Source organism: Variovorax sp. J22R115, assembly GCF_030317005.1.
Lineage (GTDB): Bacteria > Pseudomonadota > Gammaproteobacteria > Burkholderiales > Burkholderiaceae_C > Variovorax.
The window spans coordinates 118,192-136,727 of sequence record NZ_JASZYM010000014.1 but is presented as its reverse complement, the minus strand read 5'-3'; the positions used below and the strand labels follow the sequence as shown (position 1 = coordinate 136,727).

Sequence of the window (18,536 nt, the reverse complement as noted above, 5' to 3'; positions counted from 1 at the left end):
CCTAGTGTTGGCGTGGATTATCGGCCAGCCGCGTTCTTGGGCGTGGCGGCGGGCAGCGCGTCAAGCGCTTGGCGGATCTCGGCCAGGAACTCGCGCACCCGCGGCACTACGGCATCGCGGGGCTGGTCCTCGATCAGCTGGATGATGCGGGAGCCGATCACGACCGCATCGGCCGTGGAGCCGACCGCTTGCGCCGTGCGTGCATCGCGGATGCCGAAGCCCACGCCGACCGGCACCTTCACGTGCTGGCGGATGCGCGGAATCATCTGGCCGACCGCCTCGGTGTCGAGGTGCCCGGCGCCCGTCACGCCCTTGAGCGAGACGTAGTAGACGTAGCCGGTCGCGATGCGGCCGACCTGGGCCATGCGCTCGCTGGTGCTCGTGGGCGCAAGCAGGAAGATCAGGTCGATATGGTGGGCCTGAAGCTCGGCGGCGAAATCCTCGCACTCTTCGGGCGGGTAGTCGACCACGAGCAAGCCATCGACGCCCGCAGCGGCTGCGTCTCGGACGAAGCTTCCCTTGCCGTGCACGAGGTCGTAGCGCTCGACCGGGTTGGCATAGCCCATCAGCACGACCGGCGTGCGGTCGTCCTTCTTCCGGAAGGCGGTGACCATGGCCAGCACCTGCTTCATGCCGATGCCCAGCGCCAGCGCGGCCTCGCCGGCACTTTGGATCACCGGGCCGTCAGCCATCGGATCGGAGAAGGGAACGCCGAGCTCGATCACGTCGGCACCCGCCTCGACCATGCCGTGCATGAGTTCGGGAGTGATGTCGGCGAAGGGGAAGCCGGCCGTCACGTACGGGATCAGAGCCTTGCGTCCATCCTTCTGCAAGGCTTCGAAGGTTGCAGCAATGCGGCTCATGCCTTGCCTCCCTTCACGCTGAGGCCGCGCATCGACGGCCGATCGTAGAAGTCCACGCCCGACAGATCGGCGACCGTGCCGATGTCCTTGTCTCCGCGGCCCGAAAGGTTGACCAGGATCGATTGGTCCGCGCGCATGGTCTTCGCAAGCTTCATCGCGTAGGCCATCGCATGGCTCGATTCGAGCGCCGGGATGATGCCTTCTGTGCGGCACAGGTAGTGGAAGGCTTCGAGCGCTTCGCTGTCGGTGACGCCGACGTACTCAGCGCGGCCGATGTCCGCCAGATAGGCATGTTCGGGGCCGACTCCGGGATAGTCGAGGCCCGCGCTGATGCTGTGGGTTTCGGTCACTTGGCCGTCTTCGTTCTGAAGCAGGTAGGTGCGGTTGCCATGCAGAACGCCGGGGCTGCCGCGAAGGATCGAGGCCGAATGCTTGCCGCTGTCCAGCCCTTCCCCCGCTGCTTCGACGCCGATCAGGCGAGTGCCCGCGAACGGGATGTAGGGGTGGAAGATGCCCATCGCGTTGCTGCCGCCGCCCACGCAGGCGACCACCACGTCGGGCTGCCTGCCCTCGGCTTCGCCCGTGATGCCCTGCGCGGCCAGCATGGCAGGCATCTGCTCGATGCACTCGTTGCCGATCACGCTCTGGAAGTCGCGCACCATGGTTGGGTAGGGGTGTGGGCCGGCCACCGTGCCGATGATGTAGAAGGTGTTCTCGACATTGGTGACCCAGTCGCGCATCGCTTCGTTGAGCGCGTCCTTCAGGGTCTTGCTGCCGGATTCGACCGGCACCACTGTCGCGCCCAGCAGGTTCATGCGGTAGACGTTGGGGCTTTGGCGCTTGACGTCCTGGCTGCCCATGTAGACCACGCATTCGAGGCCATACCGCGCACAGATGGTGGCGGTGGCCACGCCGTGCTGGCCGGCGCCGGTCTCGGCGATCACCCGGGGCTTGCCCATGCGCTTGGCAAGCATCGCCTGGCCGATGGTGTTGTTCACCTTGTGGGCGCCGGTGTGGTTCAGGTCCTCGCGCTTCAGGTAGATCTGTGCGCCGCCCATTTCGCGGCTGGTGCGCGCTGCGTGGTAGATCGGCGAAGGCCGGCCCACGAAATGCGCAAGCTCGTAGTGGAACTCGGCCTGGAACTGGGGGTCGTCCTTGTACTTCGCGTAGGCGTCTCGAAGTTCACTGATCGCGTGGGTCAGCGTTTCGCTGGCAAAGGTGCCGCCGTAGATGCCGAAGTGGCCGCTGGCGTCGGGTTGCTGGTAGGTGTTCATGGTCTCGATCGGTGGGCTGGCCGGCGCCAGACGATCGAGGCGGCGGCCAGCGGCAAACTAGGAAGAGGCATCGGCCGCCTGCACGGCGGCGACGAAATCGCGAATCCTTGCGGCGTCCTTGATGCCCTTGGAGGCCTCGACGCCCGAACTCACGTCAACGGACAGCGATTTGCAGCGCGTCCGCAGCTGACGAATGCCATCGCCCACGTTTGCAGGTGTGAGCCCACCACTCAAGACGAGGTGAGCGTCGACGGCGGGTGGAAGAAGTGACCAATCGAATGCCTTGCCGCCACCGCCATACGCTTCGACATGAGCGTCGAGCAGGATGGCCTGGGCGCGGGAGTAATCGGACGCGTATTTTACGAGGTCGAAGCCGGCGCCGGCCGCACCGAGCGGAATGCGGGCCGCGCGCATGAACCGGTAGGCGCCCTGGCCGCAGCCATCCCAGCACTGGATGGGCGATTCATCGCCGTGAAACTGGGCGATGGCACCAGGCACTTTGGAGAGCGTATCCACGGTGTTTTCGGCGGATTCATTGACGAACAGCAGCACCGGTGTCATGAACGGCGGCAGGCGCGCGGCCAACTGGGCCGCGCGTTCGACCGTCACTGCGCGCGGGCTGGCCGGATAAAGGACGAAGCCGACTGCATCGGCACCAGCGTGGACGGCGGCGTCCACATCCTGCTCACGGGTGAGTCCGCAGATCTTGATTCGGGTACGGGCAGTGGCGACGGCGGCAGTCATGGCGGGCCATCATACGCAGCGCCCGTGCCCTCCATCGTTGCTTCGGGCGGCAAGCCCCAACCGGCCGCATACAGCGGGCCCACGAAATAGAGCCCGTTGGGCGAGAAGGTCGGCGCTGCGACGACGCGGCTGCGTGCTTCCAGCACTTCGCCCATCCACTCTGGACGCTCGTCACCGCGGCCGATGCGCACCAGGCAACCCATGATGTTGCGGATCATGTGGTGGAGAAAGGCATCGGCCTCGAACTCGAAATGCCAGCGACAACGCTCGGTTTCGCCGTGTCGGGTGATTGCGATCCGACGCACGTCCTTGACGGGTGACCGCGCCTGGCAGGCCGAAGCGCGGAACGAGCTGAAGTCGTGCTGGCCCAGCAGCATCTCGGCGGCCGTCCGCATCGCATCACTGTCGAGCGGATGCATCGACCAGCCGACCCGGCCGGCGTCGAGGCTCGGCCTGACCGGCGATTGCGAGAGCACATAGAGATAGCGGCGTGCCAGCGCGCTCGCGCGGCAGTGGAACTGGTCCGGGACGGGTTGTGCCCATTGCACCGCGATATCGCCGGGAAGGAAGCGGTTGGTGCCGCGCACCCAGGAGAAGGGCGTGCGCTCGACGGACGTGTCGAAATGCACCACCTGCATCAGGCCATGGACACCGGCATCGGTGCGGCCGGCGCAGAGCGTGGAGATGGGCTGCGCGGCAAATTGAGCGAGTGCCGCTTCCAGCTTGTCCTGAACAGTGCGGCCCGAGAGCTGGCTCTGCCAGCCCTCGTACGCCTGGCCGTTGTAGCGGACGCCGAGCGCCAGCCTCACGGTGAATTGGGCGGCCGCGCGGCCACTCAGTGCAACTGGCCGAGCAGTTGCTTGGCTTCGGCCTTGATGTCGCCGGAGCTTTCGGCAGCCACTTCCTCGACCAACGACCGGGCGCCTTCGACGTCGCCCAACGCCTTGAGTTCGCGTGCCAGCGAAAGCTTGATCGCGTGGGGGCTTTCACCACTTTCTTCGAGCGGTTCGAGGCGGCCGCGCTCAGTGTCGGCGGGGGGGCGGCCCGACAGGCCGGCCAGCGAGCTCATGTCGAATTCGATGAAGCCGGAATCCGCCGGCAGGCCAGCGCGCAGGGGCGCCGGCTGCGTGCGCTCTTCTTCAGGAAGCGACGGAGCACGTGTGGCCGGTTCGAGGGCGCCAGGGGCTGTGTCGAAGTCGTTCTCGAGGTCGAGCCTGGCCGCGGCGTTTCCGTTCATGTGGCCGTTGACGCCATTCATGCCCATCGCGGCCGGAATGGCGCGGGGTGCTTCGCGCAGGGTCGACATGAAGGGCTCCGCCGGCGGGGTCGCGGCAGCAGGCGGAAGGCTGGCGCTGAGCGGCGCCGGCGCGGTAGCCGGCGCCACCGATGGCTTGCTCAGATCCAGGTCGAAGTCCAGCGGAGCGACCGAAGGCACGAAGGCCGGTGGCGGTGCCGCAGCTTCAGGCTCTTCGACAAGGCTGGCAACAGGTGCGGTCGATGCCGCGGGCGCCGTTGCTGTCGCGGCAGCCAGCGTTCCTGCGAAAGCAGCGGCTTCGGCGGCCGATACGCCGCGGCTTCCCGTCTCATACAGCGGATTGCCCGGATCGAGGTCCTTGCCCAGTTCGACGACGCGGTTCCACTCGGAGCCGGTGCCGCCTGTCAGCTTGTGCACGTCGGCGGCGAGTGCCTCGTAGGCGCGCAGGTCACGACGCTTGGCGTGGATTTCGAGCAGCTTGAGATGGATCGCCGTGCGTTCCGGGTTGACGCGCAACGCTTCGCGGAGGATTTCCTCTGCTTGCAGGTCGCGGCCGTAGGCAAGGTACACGTCGGCTTCGGCCACCGGATCGACGTCGCCAGCATCCAGCTGGCTCGGCGAGTACGACAGCGAGGACACCACGGAATTGCCGCGGTTTTTCGTATCGACCGATTCGCCACCGCTGGCGCCGAAGAACGAATCCTTGGGGATGCGGCTTTCGATGAACACGCTGTCGCCGGCGTCACGGCGCTTGCGGCCCAATACGCGATAGAGCAAGAAGCCGATCAGCAAGGCGATCAACGCCGCAGCGCCGACCATGAGCGGGTTCTCCATCAGTTCGGCAAAGAAGCTGGGCTGCGGAGGTGGCGGGGGTGGTGCTGCCTTGACCGGATTGGCGGCGACCGGCGCTGCTGCCGGCACGGGTGCTGGACTCGCAGCGGCCGGGGCCGCTGCTGTGGAGGGCTCCGCCGAGGGCGCTGCGGCAGTGCCAGGAGCGGCTGTCACGGTTGCAGCGGGCGCGACAACGGCCGGCGGCGTTGCGGCAGCTGGGGCGGGCGCAACTGTCGCGGCAGGTGCTGCGGTCGCGGCTGGGGCGGCTGCAACTGCCGGTGCGGGAGTTGCCGGAGCCGCGGCCGTCGGAGCCGGTGTAGCGGGTGCGGGGCTTGCTGCGGTCGAAGGCGACTTGCCCGTCTCGGCCTTCAGCTTGTTCATGTCCTCGATGTTCTTGGACAATTCGGCGACGCGCGCCTTGTTCGCCTGCTCCTGGCGTGCCTGCACGAGCTGCTCTTCGGTCGCACGGCCAGGTGCGATGCCTTGCGAGATCTTGAGCTTGTCGGTCGGCGCGTTGGCCGCATTACGGTCCTCGACATTCGCATCCACCTTCCCCGAAGCCTGGCGGCCGGCATCGGCCTGCTGCGAAGTCGGTGCGTTGTCGGCCAGGCGGCGGCGGTATTCGCTGAAGTCCTGGCTCTGCGCGGTCACGGTGCGGCGTGCTTCAGCCGGCGCAACAGCTTCGGCCTGCGATGCGCCAGGCATTTCCAGTACCGCGCCCGCCTTGATTCGATTGATGTTGCCGCCAATGAACGCGTTGGGATTGGCACGCAGCAGGGCCACGAGCATCTGGTCGAGCGAGACCTCGGTGGGCTTGTACGCGCCTGCGATCTTGCTGGCGGTGTCGCCGGGGCGCACGGTGACCTGCTCGCCGCCTCCGGTGCGAACCGTATCGGCTTCCGTCGGCGTGACCGCGGCGACGGAAGCCGGTCGCTGCCTGCGGGGTGCGGGCGCTTGAACCACCGCCGGAACGACGGCCAGCGGCGGTGTCGGACTGATTTGAGGCGCGGTCGGCGCGATGGGAGCGGTTCTGGCGGCTTGGCGACTGGCCGGGGGATCGAGCAGCACCGTGTAGTCGCGCATGATCCGGCCCGAACCCCAGTTGGCTTCGAGCAGAAGATCGATGAAGGGCTCGCTGACCAGGCGGTTGCTGGACAGGCGCACCACGTAGCGCCCGTCGGCGCGCTTCTGCACGCCGACGCGCACATCCAGCAGTGCGGAGTTGTAGGGGACGCCGGCAGAGCGGAAGGCCTCGGACGAAGCGATGTTGACCTTCAGGCCGTCTGCCTCTGCGGGCGTGATCTCCGTGACTTCGATTTCCGCGCGGAGCGGCTCGCCGAGCGCTGACTGGACGTTCAGCCGACCCAGCGCCAAAGCGCTGGCATCGGCGCCGAACGCGCCCAGGGCCAAAGCAACAGCAGCACTGAGAAGGGAAAGCTGGTTCCGACCAGAAATCGTCGGAGTCGGGCGGATGGCCGAAGGGCGGGCCGCAGGCAACGGATGTCGTGTCATGCTGTTAGGGGGCAGCTCGGCCCAAAAGTGTAAGAGGACGTTAACATCATCACCCCGCACTGACAAGGCGACAGGCGTTATCTACCCAGTGCGTGCAAACTTCGTCATGCATCCGCCGTTGCGGCGTAGCAACGGAGCGCGCACCACGAGGTACGCGCTCCCCGTTTTAAGCCTCCAGGAGGATGCGCAGCATGCGGCGAAGCGGTTCCGCCGCGCCCCACAGCAGCTGGTCGCCAATGGTGAAGGCGCCGACGTATTCGGGGCCCATGGCCAGCTTGCGCACGCGCCCGACGGGGATCGTCATCGTTCCGGTGACGGCGACGGGGGTCAGGTCCTTGACCGTGGCCTCGCGGGAGTTCGGCACGACCTTGACCCAATCGTTGTCCGCCGCGATGAGCGCCTCGATGTCGGCCACCGGGACGTCCTTCTTGAGCTTGAAGGTCAGCGCCTGGCTGTGGCAGCGCATGGCGCCGATGCGCACGCAGAAGCCGTCGACCGGCGTCGCCGCCGTTCCGAAGCCAGCGCCCTGGCCGAGGATCTTGTTGGTTTCGGCGCCGCCCTTCCACTCTTCCTTGCTCATGCCGTCGCCGAGATCCTTGTCGATCCACGGGATCAGGCTGCCGCCGAGCGGCGCGCCGAAGTTCGCCGTTTCCGCGGCGGTCAGCGACTGCTGCTTGGCGAGCACCTTGCGGTCGATTTCGAGGATGGCCGACTTCGGATCATCCAGCAGGGCGCGCACTTCGGCGTTGATCGTGCCGAACTGGGTCAGCAGTTCGCGCATGTGCTGGGCGCCGCCGCCGGAAGCGGCCTGGTAGGTCATGCTGGTCATCCACTCGACCAGGCCGGCCTTGTAGAGGGCGCCGACGCCCATCAACATGCAGCTGACGGTGCAGTTGCCGCCGATCCAGTTCTTGCCGCCCTTCGCCAGTGCGTTCTGGATGACGGGGAGGTTGACCGGATCGAGCACGATGATCGCATCGTCGTTCATGCGCAGCGTGGAGGCTGCGTCGATCCAGTGGCCCTTCCAGCCGGCTGCACGCAGCTTGGGGAAGACTTCGGTCGTGTAGTCGCCGCCCTGCGCGGTGACGATGATGTCGCACTTCTTCAGTGCGTCGATGTCGTGCGCGTCCTGGAGCGTGGCTTCGTTCTTCGCCATCGCCGGGGCCTTGCCGCCGGCATTGGACGTCGAGAAGAAGACCGGCTCGATCAGTCCGAAGTCGCCTTCGGCCTGCATGCGGTCCATGAGGACCGAGCCGACCATGCCGCGCCAGCCCACCAGGCCGACCAGAGGTTGATTTGCGTTCGCCATTTCAGTTTGCCCTTGTAAAAAAGAAAGTTGTCTTCTCTTTGTGCCCGGCTCGTCAGAGCCGGGGGAGGGCGTGACGAATCGGGCTGCGGTTAGCCGGTAATCGTCTTTTTCGTGATGGCAGCCACCACAGCATCGCCCATTTCGCGGGTGCCGACCTTGGTGGTCCCTGCGGACCAGATGTCTGCCGTGCGCAGTCCCTGCGCCAGCACGTGCTTGACCGCCGACTCGATCCGGTCGGCAGCCTGGGGCTGGTTGAGGGAGAAGCGAAGCATCATGGCAGCGGACAGGATTGTAGCCAATGGGTTGGCAACCCCTTTCCCGGCGATATCTGGCGCGCTGCCGTGGCTGGGCTCGTAGAGGCCCTGGTTGCTCGAATTGAGCGATGCGGACGGAAGCATGCCTATCGACCCCGTGAGCATCGCGGCCTCGTCGGACAGGATGTCGCCGAACATGTTGCCGGTGACCACCACGTCGAATTTCTTCGGCGCCTTGACCAGTTGCATGGCCGCGTTGTCGACGTACATGTGGTCGAGCTCGACGTCGGGGTATTCCTTGCCGACCTCGGTCACGATGTCCTTCCAGAACTGGAAGGTCTCCAGCACGTTGGCCTTGTCGACGCTGGTCACGCGCTTGCTGCGCTTGCGCGCCGCCTGGAATGCGACGTGGGCGATGCGTTCGACCTCGGGGCGCGAGTAGCGCATCGTGTCGAAGGCTTCTTCGGCGCCCGGGAAGTGGCCGTCGACCGCGGTGCGGCGGCCGCGCGGCTGGCCGAAATATATGTCGCCTGTCAGCTCGCGAATGATGAGGATGTCCAGGCCTGCGATCAGTTCGGGCTTGAGGCTCGATGCGTCCACCAGTTGCTCGTAGCAGATGGCCGGACGGAAGTTGGCGAACAGGCCGAGGTTCTTGCGCAAGCCCAGAATGGCCTGCTCGGGCCGAAGTGACCGCTCCAACTTATCGTACTTCCAGTCGCCGACCGCGCCGAACAGCACGGCGTCGGCTTCCTTGGCGAGTTTGAGCGTGGATTCGGGCAGCGGATGGCCGTGGGCCTCGTAGGCCGCGCCGCCGACCAACGCCGATTCGGTCTCGAACGAGAGGTCAAGCACTTCGAGGACGCGAAGCGCCTCGGCGACGATTTCAGTGCCGATGCCGTCACCGGGGAGAACTGCGATTTTCATGAGAGTCTGTTCTGAAGAGAGTGAAGGGTTCAGGCGATCAACTGGTGCGTGAGCCAGGGCTTCTTCGCCAGGCGCTCGGCCTCGAAGGCCTTGATCTTGTCCTTTTGGCGCAGGGTCAGGCCGATGTCGTCCAGCCCATTGATCAGGCAGAACTTGCGGAAGGCCTGCACTTCGAACGGAAGCTCGACGCCGTCCGGCTTGATCACGACCTGGCGCTCGAGATCGATCGTCAAGCTGTAGCCCGGGAAGGCCAAGGTTTCGTCGAAGAGTTGCGCGACCTGGGATTCGCTCAGCACGATCGGCAGCAGGCCGTTCTTGAAGCTGTTGTTGAAAAAGATGTCCGCGTAGCTCGGCGAGATGATGGCGCGGAAACCGTACTGGTCCAGCGCCCAGGGCGCGTGCTCGCGCGACGAGCCGCAGCCGAAGTTCTTGCGCGCGAGCAGCACGGAGGCGCCCGCGTAGCGCGGCTGGTTCAGCACGAAGTCGGGGTTGGGCTTGCGCGTCGTCGGATCCTGGCCGGGCTCGCCCGGGTCCAGGTAGCGCCAGGCGTCGAAGAGGTTCGGACCGAAGCCGGTCTTGCGAATCGACTTCAGGAACTGCTTGGGGATGATCGCGTCGGTGTCGACGTTCTCGCGGTCCATCGGCGCCACGAGGCCCTTGTGCACTGTGAATTTCTGCATGGTGTCTGGCTCCTGGTTCAGGCGAATTGGCGGACGTCGACGAAATGGCCATGCACAGCCGCGGCCGCGGCCATGGCCGGACTTACGAGATGGGTGCGACCGCCGGCGCCTTGCCGTCCTTCAAAATTGCGGTTGCTGGTCGATGCGCAGCGCTCGCCGGGTTCGAGCCGGTCGGCGTTCATCGCGAGACACATCGAGCAGCCGGGTTCGCGCCATTCGAAGCCTGCCGCCTTGAAGATCTGGTCGAGGCCTTCGCGCTCGGCCTGCTCCTTCACGAGGCCCGACCCGGGAACGACCATCGCCAGCTTCACGTTCTTGGCGACCCTCTGGCCGAGCTTCTTGACCATGGCTGCAGCTTCCCGCATGTCCTCGATGCGGCTGTTGGTGCAGGAGCCGATGAACACCTTGTCGATGAGGATGTCGTTCATCGGCTTGTTCGGCTCCAGGCCCATGTAGGTGAGCGCACGCTCGATGGCGCCGCGCTTGTTGGCGTCTTTTTCCTTGTCCGGATCGGGCACGCGGCCATCCACGGGAACGACCATCTCGGGCGAGGTGCCCCAGGTCACTTGCGGCTTGATCTGCGCGGCGTCGAACTCGACCACCGTGTCGAAGTGCGCGCCCGGGTCCGAGTGCAGCGTCTTCCAGTACTCGACCGCCTGGTCCCACTCGACGCCGGTGGGGGAGAGCGGGCGGCCTTTCACGTAGGTGATGGTCTTTTCGTCGACGGCGACGAGCCCGGCGCGTGCACCGGCTTCGATCGCCATGTTGCAGACCGTCATGCGGCCTTCCATCGTGAGGTCACGGATGGCGGAGCCGGCGAACTCGATCGTGTAGCCCGTGCCACCGGCAGTGCCGATCTTGCCGATGACGGCGAGCACGATGTCCTTGGCCGTGCAGCCCAGCGGCAGCTTGCCGTCGACCTTCACGAGCAGGTTCTTCGCCTTCCTGGCGAGCAAGGTCTGCGTGGCCATGACGTGCTCGACTTCGCTCGTGCCGATGCCATGCGCCAGTGCACCGAAGGCGCCGTGCGTGGACGTGTGCGAGTCGCCGCACACCACGGTCATGCCCGGCAGCGTGGCGCCCGATTCCGGTCCGATCACGTGCACGATGCCCTGGCGCTTGCTCAGGAACGGAAAGAACGCGGCGGCGCCGAACTCCTTGATGTTGCTGTCGAGCGTGGTGATCTGTTCCTTGCTGATCGGGTCCTCGATGCCGTCGTAGCCGCGTTCCCAGTGGGTGGTCGGCGTGTTGTGGTCGGCCGTGGCCACGACCGAGCTGATGCGCCACAGCTTGCGGCCGGCTTCGCGCAGGCCTTCGAAGGCCTGCGGGCTGGTCACTTCATGGACCAGGTGCCGGTCGATGTAGAGGATCGCGGTGCCGTCTTCCTCGGTGTGGACGACGTGTTCGTCCCAGAGTTTGTCGTAGAGGGTGCGTGCCATGGTGGTCTCTTTCGTGGGAAGGAATTTGTCTTATGCGGCGGCGAACTGGGCAGTGGCCCCCGCCGGGGTGTGCAGGTGTTTGACGAGCATGCGCGCCGCAACCGGCAGCGTCGAGAAGTCGCGTGCAATCAACCGGATCTCGCGTGCCGCCCAGGAATCGTTGAGCGCCACGCTCTGAAGGCTGCGGCCGATGCCACCGCGCATCAATTCGAAGGCCCGGCGGGGCATCACGCCGACGCCGAGGCCGTTCTCGATCATGCGGCACATGGCGTCGAGGCCCGTCACGTGGATGCGCAGCCGGATCGTGCGATTGGCGGCCAGGGCAGCCTGGTGCATGGCGACATAGATCGAACTGTTGGTGTGCAGCCCGACATGGTCGAAGTCCAGCGAGTCCGAGAAATCGATTGCGCGTTGGCCTGCCAGAGGGTGGCCCGTCGGCACGATCAGCACCAATGCATCTTCGCGGTATGGCAGGCTTTGCAGTTCGCTCGCGCCTTCGGGGAGATGGCAGATGCCGAGGTCGGCCGCGCCTTCGTGCACCGCGCGGACGACTTCGCTGCTCAGATGTTCCTCGAGGTCGATCTTGATCGCGTCGTGCTCGCGCGTGAAGGCTCCGAGGTCTTCAGGCAGGAACTGCACGATCGCCGAGATGTTGGCGTGCACCCGCACATGGCCACGCACGCCGTCGGCGTACTCGCTGAGTTCGCCCTGCATCTTTTCGAGGCTGTAGAGCACCGAACGCGCATGATGGAGCAGGCTCTCGCCAGCGGGCGTCAAGTCGACGCCGCGCGCATGGCGATAGAGGAGAGGGGTGCCCAGCGTGGCCTCGAGGTCCGACAGGCGCTTGCTGATCGCCGAGGCCGCGATGAATTCGCGTTCGGCAGCACGGCCGATGCTGCCCAGTTCGCAGACGGCCACGAACAACTGCAAGGACGTAAGGTCGATGCGCCGGGCGAAGCTGCGTTCGGAGGAGGTCATACGGGTTTTGGCATCTCGTTCTGAGATGGAGGCCCGTATTTTCTCTCCGTTTTCGGGTGGGAGTCATCGCGATGCGCGATGACTTCATTGCCGTGGGGCGATGAGCGCCCCAGGGCCGTTACTGCTTCTTCTTCGCCGCATCCTCCATCTTTTCGCCGCCCTTCTGGATGTCCTGTCCGGCACCCTTCATGGTGTTGCAACCGGCCAGCGGAACGGCGAAAGCAAAGGCGACTGTGATCAACGCGGCAAGCTTCTTCATGATGGAACTCCTTCGTTCAAATTGGCGAAAAAGGTGAATGGATTCATTCCCCCGATGAAACTTATCGCCCTGGCCGGCCTGTCCGTGTCAGCAAAAACGCAAAAAAGCTGCCCGAAGGCAGCTTTCCTGGTTGAGGGTCGAACGGAAGATCAGCGTTGAGCGATGGGCTGCACGTCGCGCTTGGCCGAGCCTTCGAACAGTTGACGCGGGCGGCCGATCTTGTAGTCGGGGTCGCCGATCATTTCGTTGAGTTGTGCAATCCAGCCCACCGTACGGGCCAGAGCGAAGATGGCGGTGAACAGCGGCACCGGGATGCCGATCGCGCGCTGCACGATGCCCGAGTAGAAGTCGACGTTCGGGTAGAGCTTGCGCGAAACGAAGTACTCGTCTTCGAGGGCAATCTTCTCGAGCGCCATGGCGAGCTTGAACAGCGGGTCGTTTTCCAGGCCCAGTTCGCCGAGCACTTCCTTGCAGGTTTCCTGCATCAGCTTGGCGCGCGGGTCGTAGTTCTTGTAGACGCGATGCCCGAAGCCCATGAGCTTGACGTTCGAGTTCTTGTCCTTGACCTGCTTGATGAACTCGCCGATCTTCTCGACGCCGCCAGCCTTCTGGATGTCGTAGAGCATGTTGAGCGCCGCTTCGTTGGCGCCGCCATGGGCCGGGCCCCAGAGGCAGGCCACGCCCGCTGCGATCGCCGCGAAGGGGTTCGTGCCCGACGAACCGCACAGGCGCACGGTTGAGGTCGAGGCGTTCTGCTCGTGGTCTGCGTGCAGGATGAAGATGCGGTCGAGCGCGCGCTCGAGAACCGGGCTCACCTTGTACTCTTCGCACGGCGTCGCGAACATCATGTGCAGGAAGTTGCCTGCATAGCTGAGTTCGTTCTTCGGGTACATGTAGGGCTGGCCCACCGTGTACTTGTAGGCCATGGCGACCAGTGTCGGCATCTTCGCGATCAGGCGGATCGCGGCGATCTCACGGTGCTTCGGATTATTGATGTCCGTGCTGTCGTGATAGAAGGCCGAGAGCGCGCCAACCAGGCCGGTCATGATGGCCATCGGGTGCGCATCACGGCGGAAGCCGCGCAGGAAGAACTGCATCTGCTCGTTGACCATTGTGTGGTTGGTCACGAGCTTGGTGAAGCCGACCTTCTGGCCCTCGTTGGGCAGTTCGCCGTAGAGCAGCAGGTGGCAGGTCTCGAGGAAGTCGCAGTTGGTCGCGAGTTGCTCGATGGGGTAGCCGCGGTACAGCAGTTCGCCCTTGTCGCCGTCGATATAGGTGATCGCCGACTCGCAAGAGGCCGTCGACATGAAGCCCGGGTCGTAGGTGAACATGCCCGTCTGGGCGTAGAGCTTGCGGATGTCGATCACGTCGGGGCCCATCGTGCCCTTGTAGATCGGTAGCTCGACGTTCTGTCCGCCGTTACTGAACGACAGAGTGGCCTTGGTCTCGGATGCTTTCATTTCGAGTGTCTTTCAAAGGATTGTTCAGGAAGATAAGGATTGCGCGCCGTCGGTGCGCATCAGCTGCAACAGTGCGACCACCCCGGCCCCGGCCCATTCGGGCTCAGGCTCCTTTCGCCGAAGCAGAAGGTCGAGCAGATCGTTGTCCGACAGGTCCATCAATGTCTCCAGTGCCTGTGCCTGCCCGCGGGTCAGGCTTGCTTCATGTCGTTCGAAGAAACGCGCAATGAACAGGTCGTTTTCGAGCAGGCCGCGCCGGCAACGCCATTTCAGCTTGCTCAGCGCGCGTTCGCTGATCGGCTGGTCGAAGTCGTCGGTGGCTTGCATGGGGTTCAACTCGCTAGATGGCGCGACGCACCATGAGTTCCTTGATCTTGCCGATCGCCTTGGTCGGATTCAGCCCCTTGGGGCACACGTCCACGCAATTCATGATCGTGTGGCAGCGGAACAGGCGATAGGGGTCTTCAAGGTTGTCCAGGCGCTCGCCGGTCGCGTCGTCGCGGCTGTCGGCGATGAAGCGGTAAGCCTGCAGGAGGCCTGCAGGGCCCACGAACTTGTCGGGGTTCCACCAGAAGCTCGGGCAGCTCGTCGAGCAGCTTGCGCACAGGATGCACTCGTAGAGGCCGTTGAGCTCGTCGCGCTCTTCGGGCGACTGCAGGCGCTCCTTCTCGGGCGGAATCGTGTCGTTCTGCAGGTAGGGCTTGATCGAGTTGTACTGCTTGAAGAACTGCGTCATGTCCACGATCAGGTCGCGGATCACCGGCAGGCCGGGCAGCGGCTTCAGCACGATCGTGCCCTTGAGCGTCAGCATGTTGGTCAGGCAGGCCAGACCGTTCTTGCCGTTGATGTTCATGGCGTCCGAGCCGCAGACGCCTTCGCGGCACGAGCGGCGGAAGGACAGCGTCGGATCTTGCGCCTTGAGCTTCATCAGGGCGTCGAGCAGCATGCGCTCGTGGCCGTCGAGTTCGATCTCGACGGTCTGCATGTAGGGCTTGGCGTCCTTGTCCGGGTCGTAGCGGTAGATTTGAAATGTGCGCTTCATCGTGATGACCTTGTGATGCTTTCTCGTGGGCTTAGAACGTGCGGACCTTGGGCGGCACGGACTCGACTGTCAGCGGCTGCAGCTTGACGGGCTTGTACGAGAGGCGGTTGTCCTGGCTGTACCAGAGCGTGTGCTTCATCCAGTTGGCGTCGTCGCGGCCCAGCGGTGCGACGGGGTCGTCGGCCGGTCGTTCGTAGTCTTCCACCGTGTGGGCGCCGCGGCATTCCTTGCGTGCGGCGGCCGAGACCATCGTGGCTTGCGCCACTTCGATCAGATTGTCGACTTCCAGCGCTTCGATGCGAGCGGTGTTGAACACGCGCGACTTGTCCTTGAGCGTGACCGCTGCAACGCGCTCGCGCACGGCGGCAATCTTCTGCACGCCTTCGTCCATCGATGCCTGCTTGCGGAACACGGCGGCGTGCTGCTGCATGACCGAACGGATCTCGTTGGCGACGTCCTGCGCGTATTCGCCGCTGGTGGAGCGTTCGAGCTGGTTGAGGCGCTCCAACGTGCGGTCGGCGGCATCGGCCGGGAGGTCCTTGTGCTCCTTGAGCTTGTCGTTGAACTCGACGATGTGGTTGCCCGCCGCGCGGCCGAACACCAGCAGGTCGAGCAGCGAGTTCGTGCCCAGGCGGTTGGCACCGTGCACGCTTACGCAGGAGCATTCGCCGACTGCGTAGAGGCCGTTCACGACGGCACTGTTCTCCTCGCCCTTCTGGATGACGACCTGGCCGTTGATGTTGGTCGGAATGCCGCCCATCTGGTAGTGGATGGTGGGCACGACCGGGATCGGTTCCTTCGTGATGTCGACGTTGGCGAAGTTGACGCCAATCTCGTACACCGAAGGCAGGCGCTTGTGGATCGTCTCGGCACCGAGATGGTCCAGCTTGAGCAGCACGTAGTCCTTGTTCGGACCGCACCCGCGGCCTTCCTTGATTTCCTGATCCATCGAACGCGAGACGAAGTCGCGCGGTGCGAGGTCCTTCAGCGTGGGCGCGTAGCGTTCCATGAAGCGCTCGCCGTTGCTGTTCAGCAGGATCGCGCCTTCGCCGCGGCAACCTTCGGTCAGCAGCACGCCGGCGCCGGCCACGCCGGTCGGGTGGAACTGCCAGAACTCCATGTCCTGCAGCGGAATGCCTGCGCGTGCGGCCATGCCGAGGCCGTCGCCGGTGTTGATGAAGGCATTGGTCGACGCCGCGAAGATGCGGCCTGCGCCACCCGTGGCGAGCAGCACGGTCTTGGCCTGCAGGATGTGCAGGTCGCCGGTTTCCATTTCGAGCGCGGTCACGCCGACCACGTCGCCTTCGTCGTCGCGGATCAGGTCGAGCGCCATCCACTCGACGAAGAACTGAGTGCGCGCTTCGACGTTCTTCTGATAGAGCGTGTGCAGCATCGCGTGGCCGGTACGGTCGGCCGCTGCGCAGGCGCGCTGGACGGGCTTTTCACCGTAGTTGGCCGTGTGGCCGCCGAAGGGACGCTGGTAGATCGTGCCGTCCGGATTGCGGTCGAAGGGCATGCCGAAGTGCTCGAGCTCGTAGACCACCTTCGGTGCTTCGCGGCACATGAACTCGATCGCGTCCTGGTCGCCGAGCCAGTCGGAGCCCTTGATCGTGTCGTAAAAGTGGAAGTGCCAGTTGTCCTCGCTCATGTTGCCGAGCGAGGCGCCGACGCCCCCCTGGGCAGCGACCGTGTGCGAGCGCGTCGGGAACACTTTGGACAGCACGGCCACGTTGAGGCCGGCGCGAGCGAGCTGCAGCGAGGCACGCATGCCGGAGCCGCCGGCGCCGACGATGACGACGTCGAACTTCCGCTTGGTGATTTGTTCTTTGGTGTAGGTCATGGGGTCAGGACTCCTGCCGGGCCGCCCCAAGGGAGGCCTCGCCCCCGCGGGGGGCAGCGATTATGTGAAACGAAAAGCGTGGGGGCATCACACCCTCCAGAGCACTTGAATGGCCCAACCTGCGCACGCTACAAGCCAGACGATCGTGAAAACCTGGCACACCAGGCGGATGCCGACCGGCTGGACGTAGTCCATCCAGATGTCGCGCATGCCGACCCAGACGTGATACAGCAGCGAGGCGATCACCACGAAGGTGAGAACCTTCATCCACTGCGAGGCGAAGATGCCGGCCCATGCGTCGTAGCCGACGGGTCCGCGCGTGAAGATCACCTGCGCCAGCAGGATGACGGTGAAGAGCGCCATCAGGGCGCCCGTGATGCGCTGGCTGAGCCAGTCGCGCAAACCGTAGTGCGCGCCGACGACGATTCGCTTGGAGCCGTAATTCACAGACATGGGGTGCTCCTTCAGTACAGGCCAAACAGCTTGGCGCCGAGGACGACGGTCAGCAGGATGCTGATGGCGAGCGTGGCGATGGCCGAGCTGCGGCCGAATTCCTTGCTCACTGCGGCGTGGCTCACGTCCATCCACAGATGGCGCAGGCCGGCGATGATGTGATGCAGGTAAGCCCAGATCAGAGCGAGTGCGACCAGCTTGATGAACCAGCCCGGAACGAAACCAAGGCCGCTGTTGAAGGCGGCCTTGAAGCGGGCGAACGAGATCTCGGATGAAACAGAGGTGTCGAACATCCAGATGATGAAGGGCAGCAGCAGGAACATCAGCGCGCCGCTCACGCGGTGCAGGATCGACACGATGCCGGCCGGCGGGAGCCGGTAGGTGGTCAGGTCGGTGATGGCGTTGATATTGCGGAACTCGCGCCGCGGCGGTCGGGGTGGTGTGGCCAGCTCTGTCATGGGGGCTTTCGGTATTTTTCGAGGGGCGGCTTGATCTGTAGCAAAAATGCAAACAACTCAAAATTCTATTGCAACGCACCATCACGCTGCTCAAGTTGCCCGGTCATCGCACTGGCGCGGTCGGATGCTGCGCGCTCATCCCAACTCATTGCGGTAGTGGTGCGTGTCCGTGCGATAGAGGCCGCGGCGCAGTTCCATCGGGGTGTCGTGATAGGTGTGGGCGACTCTTTCGACGCTCAGCACTGGTGTCGCCGTGGAGACTGCGAGCAGCGCAGCTTGCGCCGCGTCGGGCAGCACGGCGCGGATCTTTTCTTCGGCGCGCACCATGCGCACGCCGAATTCGGTTTCGAACAACGCGTACATCGGCCCATGCCATGCGGTCAGCCGCTCTGCTGTGAGTCCCTTGAAGGGGGTGCCGGGCAGCCAGAGGTCTTCCAGGATGGTCGGCGTGCCGCGGTACGCCAGCACGCGCCGGACCTGCAGCACCGGGTCGCCGGTACGCAGTGCTAGCGCACGCGCCACGTCGGCGGTGGCGCGCTGGCGGCGGCAGTCCACGATCTCGCGCTCTGCGGGGCCTTCGGTGTCGACGTCGCCGCTATCGGGCACCAGCTTCAGGAAGCGGTACTGGACGTGCTGCTCGGCGTGCGTCGCAACGAATGTGCCTTTGCCCTGGCGGCGCACCACGAGGTTTTCGGCGGCGAGTTCGTCGATCGCCTTGCGCACGGTGCCCTGGCTCACGCGGAAGCGCGCGGCGAGGTCGATTTCGCTGGGGATCGGCTCTCCCGGCCTCCATTCGCCAGCGTGCAGGCTCTGCAGGATCAGCGATTTGATCTGCTGGTAGAGCGGACTGAACGACGGCGTCGAGAGCTCCGCGATGGCGGTGGGGGAGGTGGTCATGGGGTGCGTCTGCGCACCGTGAAGGTGCCTTCAGGATCGACATCTTATATAAGACATAAGACAG

The 18,536-nt window shown here is 64.9% G+C and carries 18 protein-coding genes; all 18 read right to left on the bottom strand.

What is annotated here, in order from left to right; all coding sequences use genetic code 11:
* Positions 1-17: 17 nt before the first annotated feature.
* The 18 genes from trpA to QTI04_RS24230 all read right to left on the bottom strand — a co-directional run bounded on the left by trpA (position 18) and on the right by QTI04_RS24230 (position 18,472).
* Positions 18-863: a tryptophan synthase subunit alpha gene (gene trpA, locus QTI04_RS24315; protein WP_286599450.1), complete on the bottom strand. Its 846-nt coding sequence runs from the start codon at positions 861-863 to the stop codon at positions 18-20.
* Positions 860-2,137 carry a tryptophan synthase subunit beta gene (gene trpB, locus QTI04_RS24310; RefSeq protein ID WP_286599451.1) on the bottom strand — a complete coding sequence of 426 codons (1,278 nt, stop codon included), beginning with the start codon at positions 2,135-2,137 and terminating at the stop codon, positions 860-862. Before trpB ends, trpA begins: the two co-directional genes overlap by 4 nt.
* A gap of 57 nt (positions 2,138-2,194) precedes the next feature.
* A complete protein-coding gene (locus QTI04_RS24305; protein ID WP_286617837.1) occupies positions 2,195-2,881 on the bottom strand; it encodes a phosphoribosylanthranilate isomerase in 687 nt (228 codons plus the stop codon).
* On the bottom strand, positions 2,878-3,690 hold the full coding sequence (truA, locus tag QTI04_RS24300) for a tRNA pseudouridine(38-40) synthase TruA (protein WP_286617836.1): 813 nt from the start codon (positions 3,688-3,690) through the stop codon (positions 2,878-2,880). The genes QTI04_RS24305 and truA overlap by 4 nt, the downstream gene beginning before the upstream one ends.
* A gap of 26 nt (positions 3,691-3,716) precedes the next feature.
* Positions 3,717-6,539, bottom strand: coding sequence for a FimV/HubP family polar landmark protein (locus QTI04_RS24295; RefSeq protein WP_336621902.1), 2,823 nt, complete (start codon positions 6,537-6,539; stop codon positions 3,717-3,719).
* Positions 6,540-6,645: 106 nt separating this feature from the next.
* Positions 6,646-7,788 (bottom strand): aspartate-semialdehyde dehydrogenase, encoded by a 1,143-nt coding sequence (gene asd / locus QTI04_RS24290; RefSeq protein ID WP_286617835.1) that lies wholly within the window; start codon positions 7,786-7,788, stop codon positions 6,646-6,648.
* Between the two features lie 89 nt (positions 7,789-7,877).
* Complete coding sequence (gene leuB, locus QTI04_RS24285) at positions 7,878-8,966, bottom strand: 3-isopropylmalate dehydrogenase (RefSeq protein WP_286617834.1); 1,089 nt, start codon at positions 8,964-8,966, stop codon at positions 7,878-7,880.
* A 29-nt stretch (positions 8,967-8,995) separates the two neighbouring features.
* The gene (gene leuD, locus QTI04_RS24280) at positions 8,996-9,646 is read right to left on the bottom strand and encodes a 3-isopropylmalate dehydratase small subunit (protein ID WP_286599459.1); all 651 of its coding nucleotides are present in this window, start codon (positions 9,644-9,646) and stop codon (positions 8,996-8,998) included.
* 17 nt (positions 9,647-9,663) lie between these two features.
* On the bottom strand, positions 9,664-11,085 hold the full coding sequence (gene leuC, locus QTI04_RS24275; protein WP_286617833.1) for a 3-isopropylmalate dehydratase large subunit: 1,422 nt from the start codon (positions 11,083-11,085) through the stop codon (positions 9,664-9,666).
* A 30-nt stretch (positions 11,086-11,115) separates the two neighbouring features.
* Complete coding sequence (locus tag QTI04_RS24270; protein WP_286599463.1) at positions 11,116-12,063, bottom strand: LysR substrate-binding domain-containing protein; 948 nt, start codon at positions 12,061-12,063, stop codon at positions 11,116-11,118.
* Positions 12,064-12,181: 118 nt separating this feature from the next.
* The gene (locus QTI04_RS24265; RefSeq protein ID WP_286599466.1) at positions 12,182-12,322 is read right to left on the bottom strand and encodes an entericidin A/B family lipoprotein; all 141 of its coding nucleotides are present in this window, start codon (positions 12,320-12,322) and stop codon (positions 12,182-12,184) included.
* Between the two features lie 149 nt (positions 12,323-12,471).
* The gene (gene gltA, locus QTI04_RS24260; RefSeq protein ID WP_286599468.1) at positions 12,472-13,782 is read right to left on the bottom strand and encodes a citrate synthase; all 1,311 of its coding nucleotides are present in this window, start codon (positions 13,780-13,782) and stop codon (positions 12,472-12,474) included.
* A gap of 24 nt (positions 13,783-13,806) precedes the next feature.
* Positions 13,807-14,109 (bottom strand): succinate dehydrogenase assembly factor 2, encoded by a 303-nt coding sequence (locus QTI04_RS24255; RefSeq protein WP_286599469.1) that lies wholly within the window; start codon positions 14,107-14,109, stop codon positions 13,807-13,809.
* A 13-nt stretch (positions 14,110-14,122) separates the two neighbouring features.
* Positions 14,123-14,824 (bottom strand): succinate dehydrogenase iron-sulfur subunit, encoded by a 702-nt coding sequence (locus QTI04_RS24250; RefSeq protein WP_286599471.1) that lies wholly within the window; start codon positions 14,822-14,824, stop codon positions 14,123-14,125.
* A gap of 31 nt (positions 14,825-14,855) precedes the next feature.
* The gene (gene sdhA / locus QTI04_RS24245; RefSeq protein WP_286599472.1) at positions 14,856-16,664 is read right to left on the bottom strand and encodes a succinate dehydrogenase flavoprotein subunit; all 1,809 of its coding nucleotides are present in this window, start codon (positions 16,662-16,664) and stop codon (positions 14,856-14,858) included.
* 87 nt (positions 16,665-16,751) lie between these two features.
* Positions 16,752-17,117, bottom strand: a complete 366-nt coding sequence (gene sdhD, locus QTI04_RS24240; RefSeq protein ID WP_286599473.1) for a succinate dehydrogenase, hydrophobic membrane anchor protein — start codon at positions 17,115-17,117, stop codon at positions 16,752-16,754.
* A gap of 11 nt (positions 17,118-17,128) precedes the next feature.
* Positions 17,129-17,575 carry a succinate dehydrogenase, cytochrome b556 subunit gene (gene sdhC, locus QTI04_RS24235; RefSeq protein ID WP_286617832.1) on the bottom strand — a complete coding sequence of 149 codons (447 nt, stop codon included), beginning with the start codon at positions 17,573-17,575 and terminating at the stop codon, positions 17,129-17,131.
* A gap of 135 nt (positions 17,576-17,710) precedes the next feature.
* A complete protein-coding gene (locus QTI04_RS24230) occupies positions 17,711-18,472 on the bottom strand; it encodes a GntR family transcriptional regulator (protein WP_286599477.1) in 762 nt (253 codons plus the stop codon).
* Between the last annotated feature and the right edge of the window lie 64 nt (positions 18,473-18,536).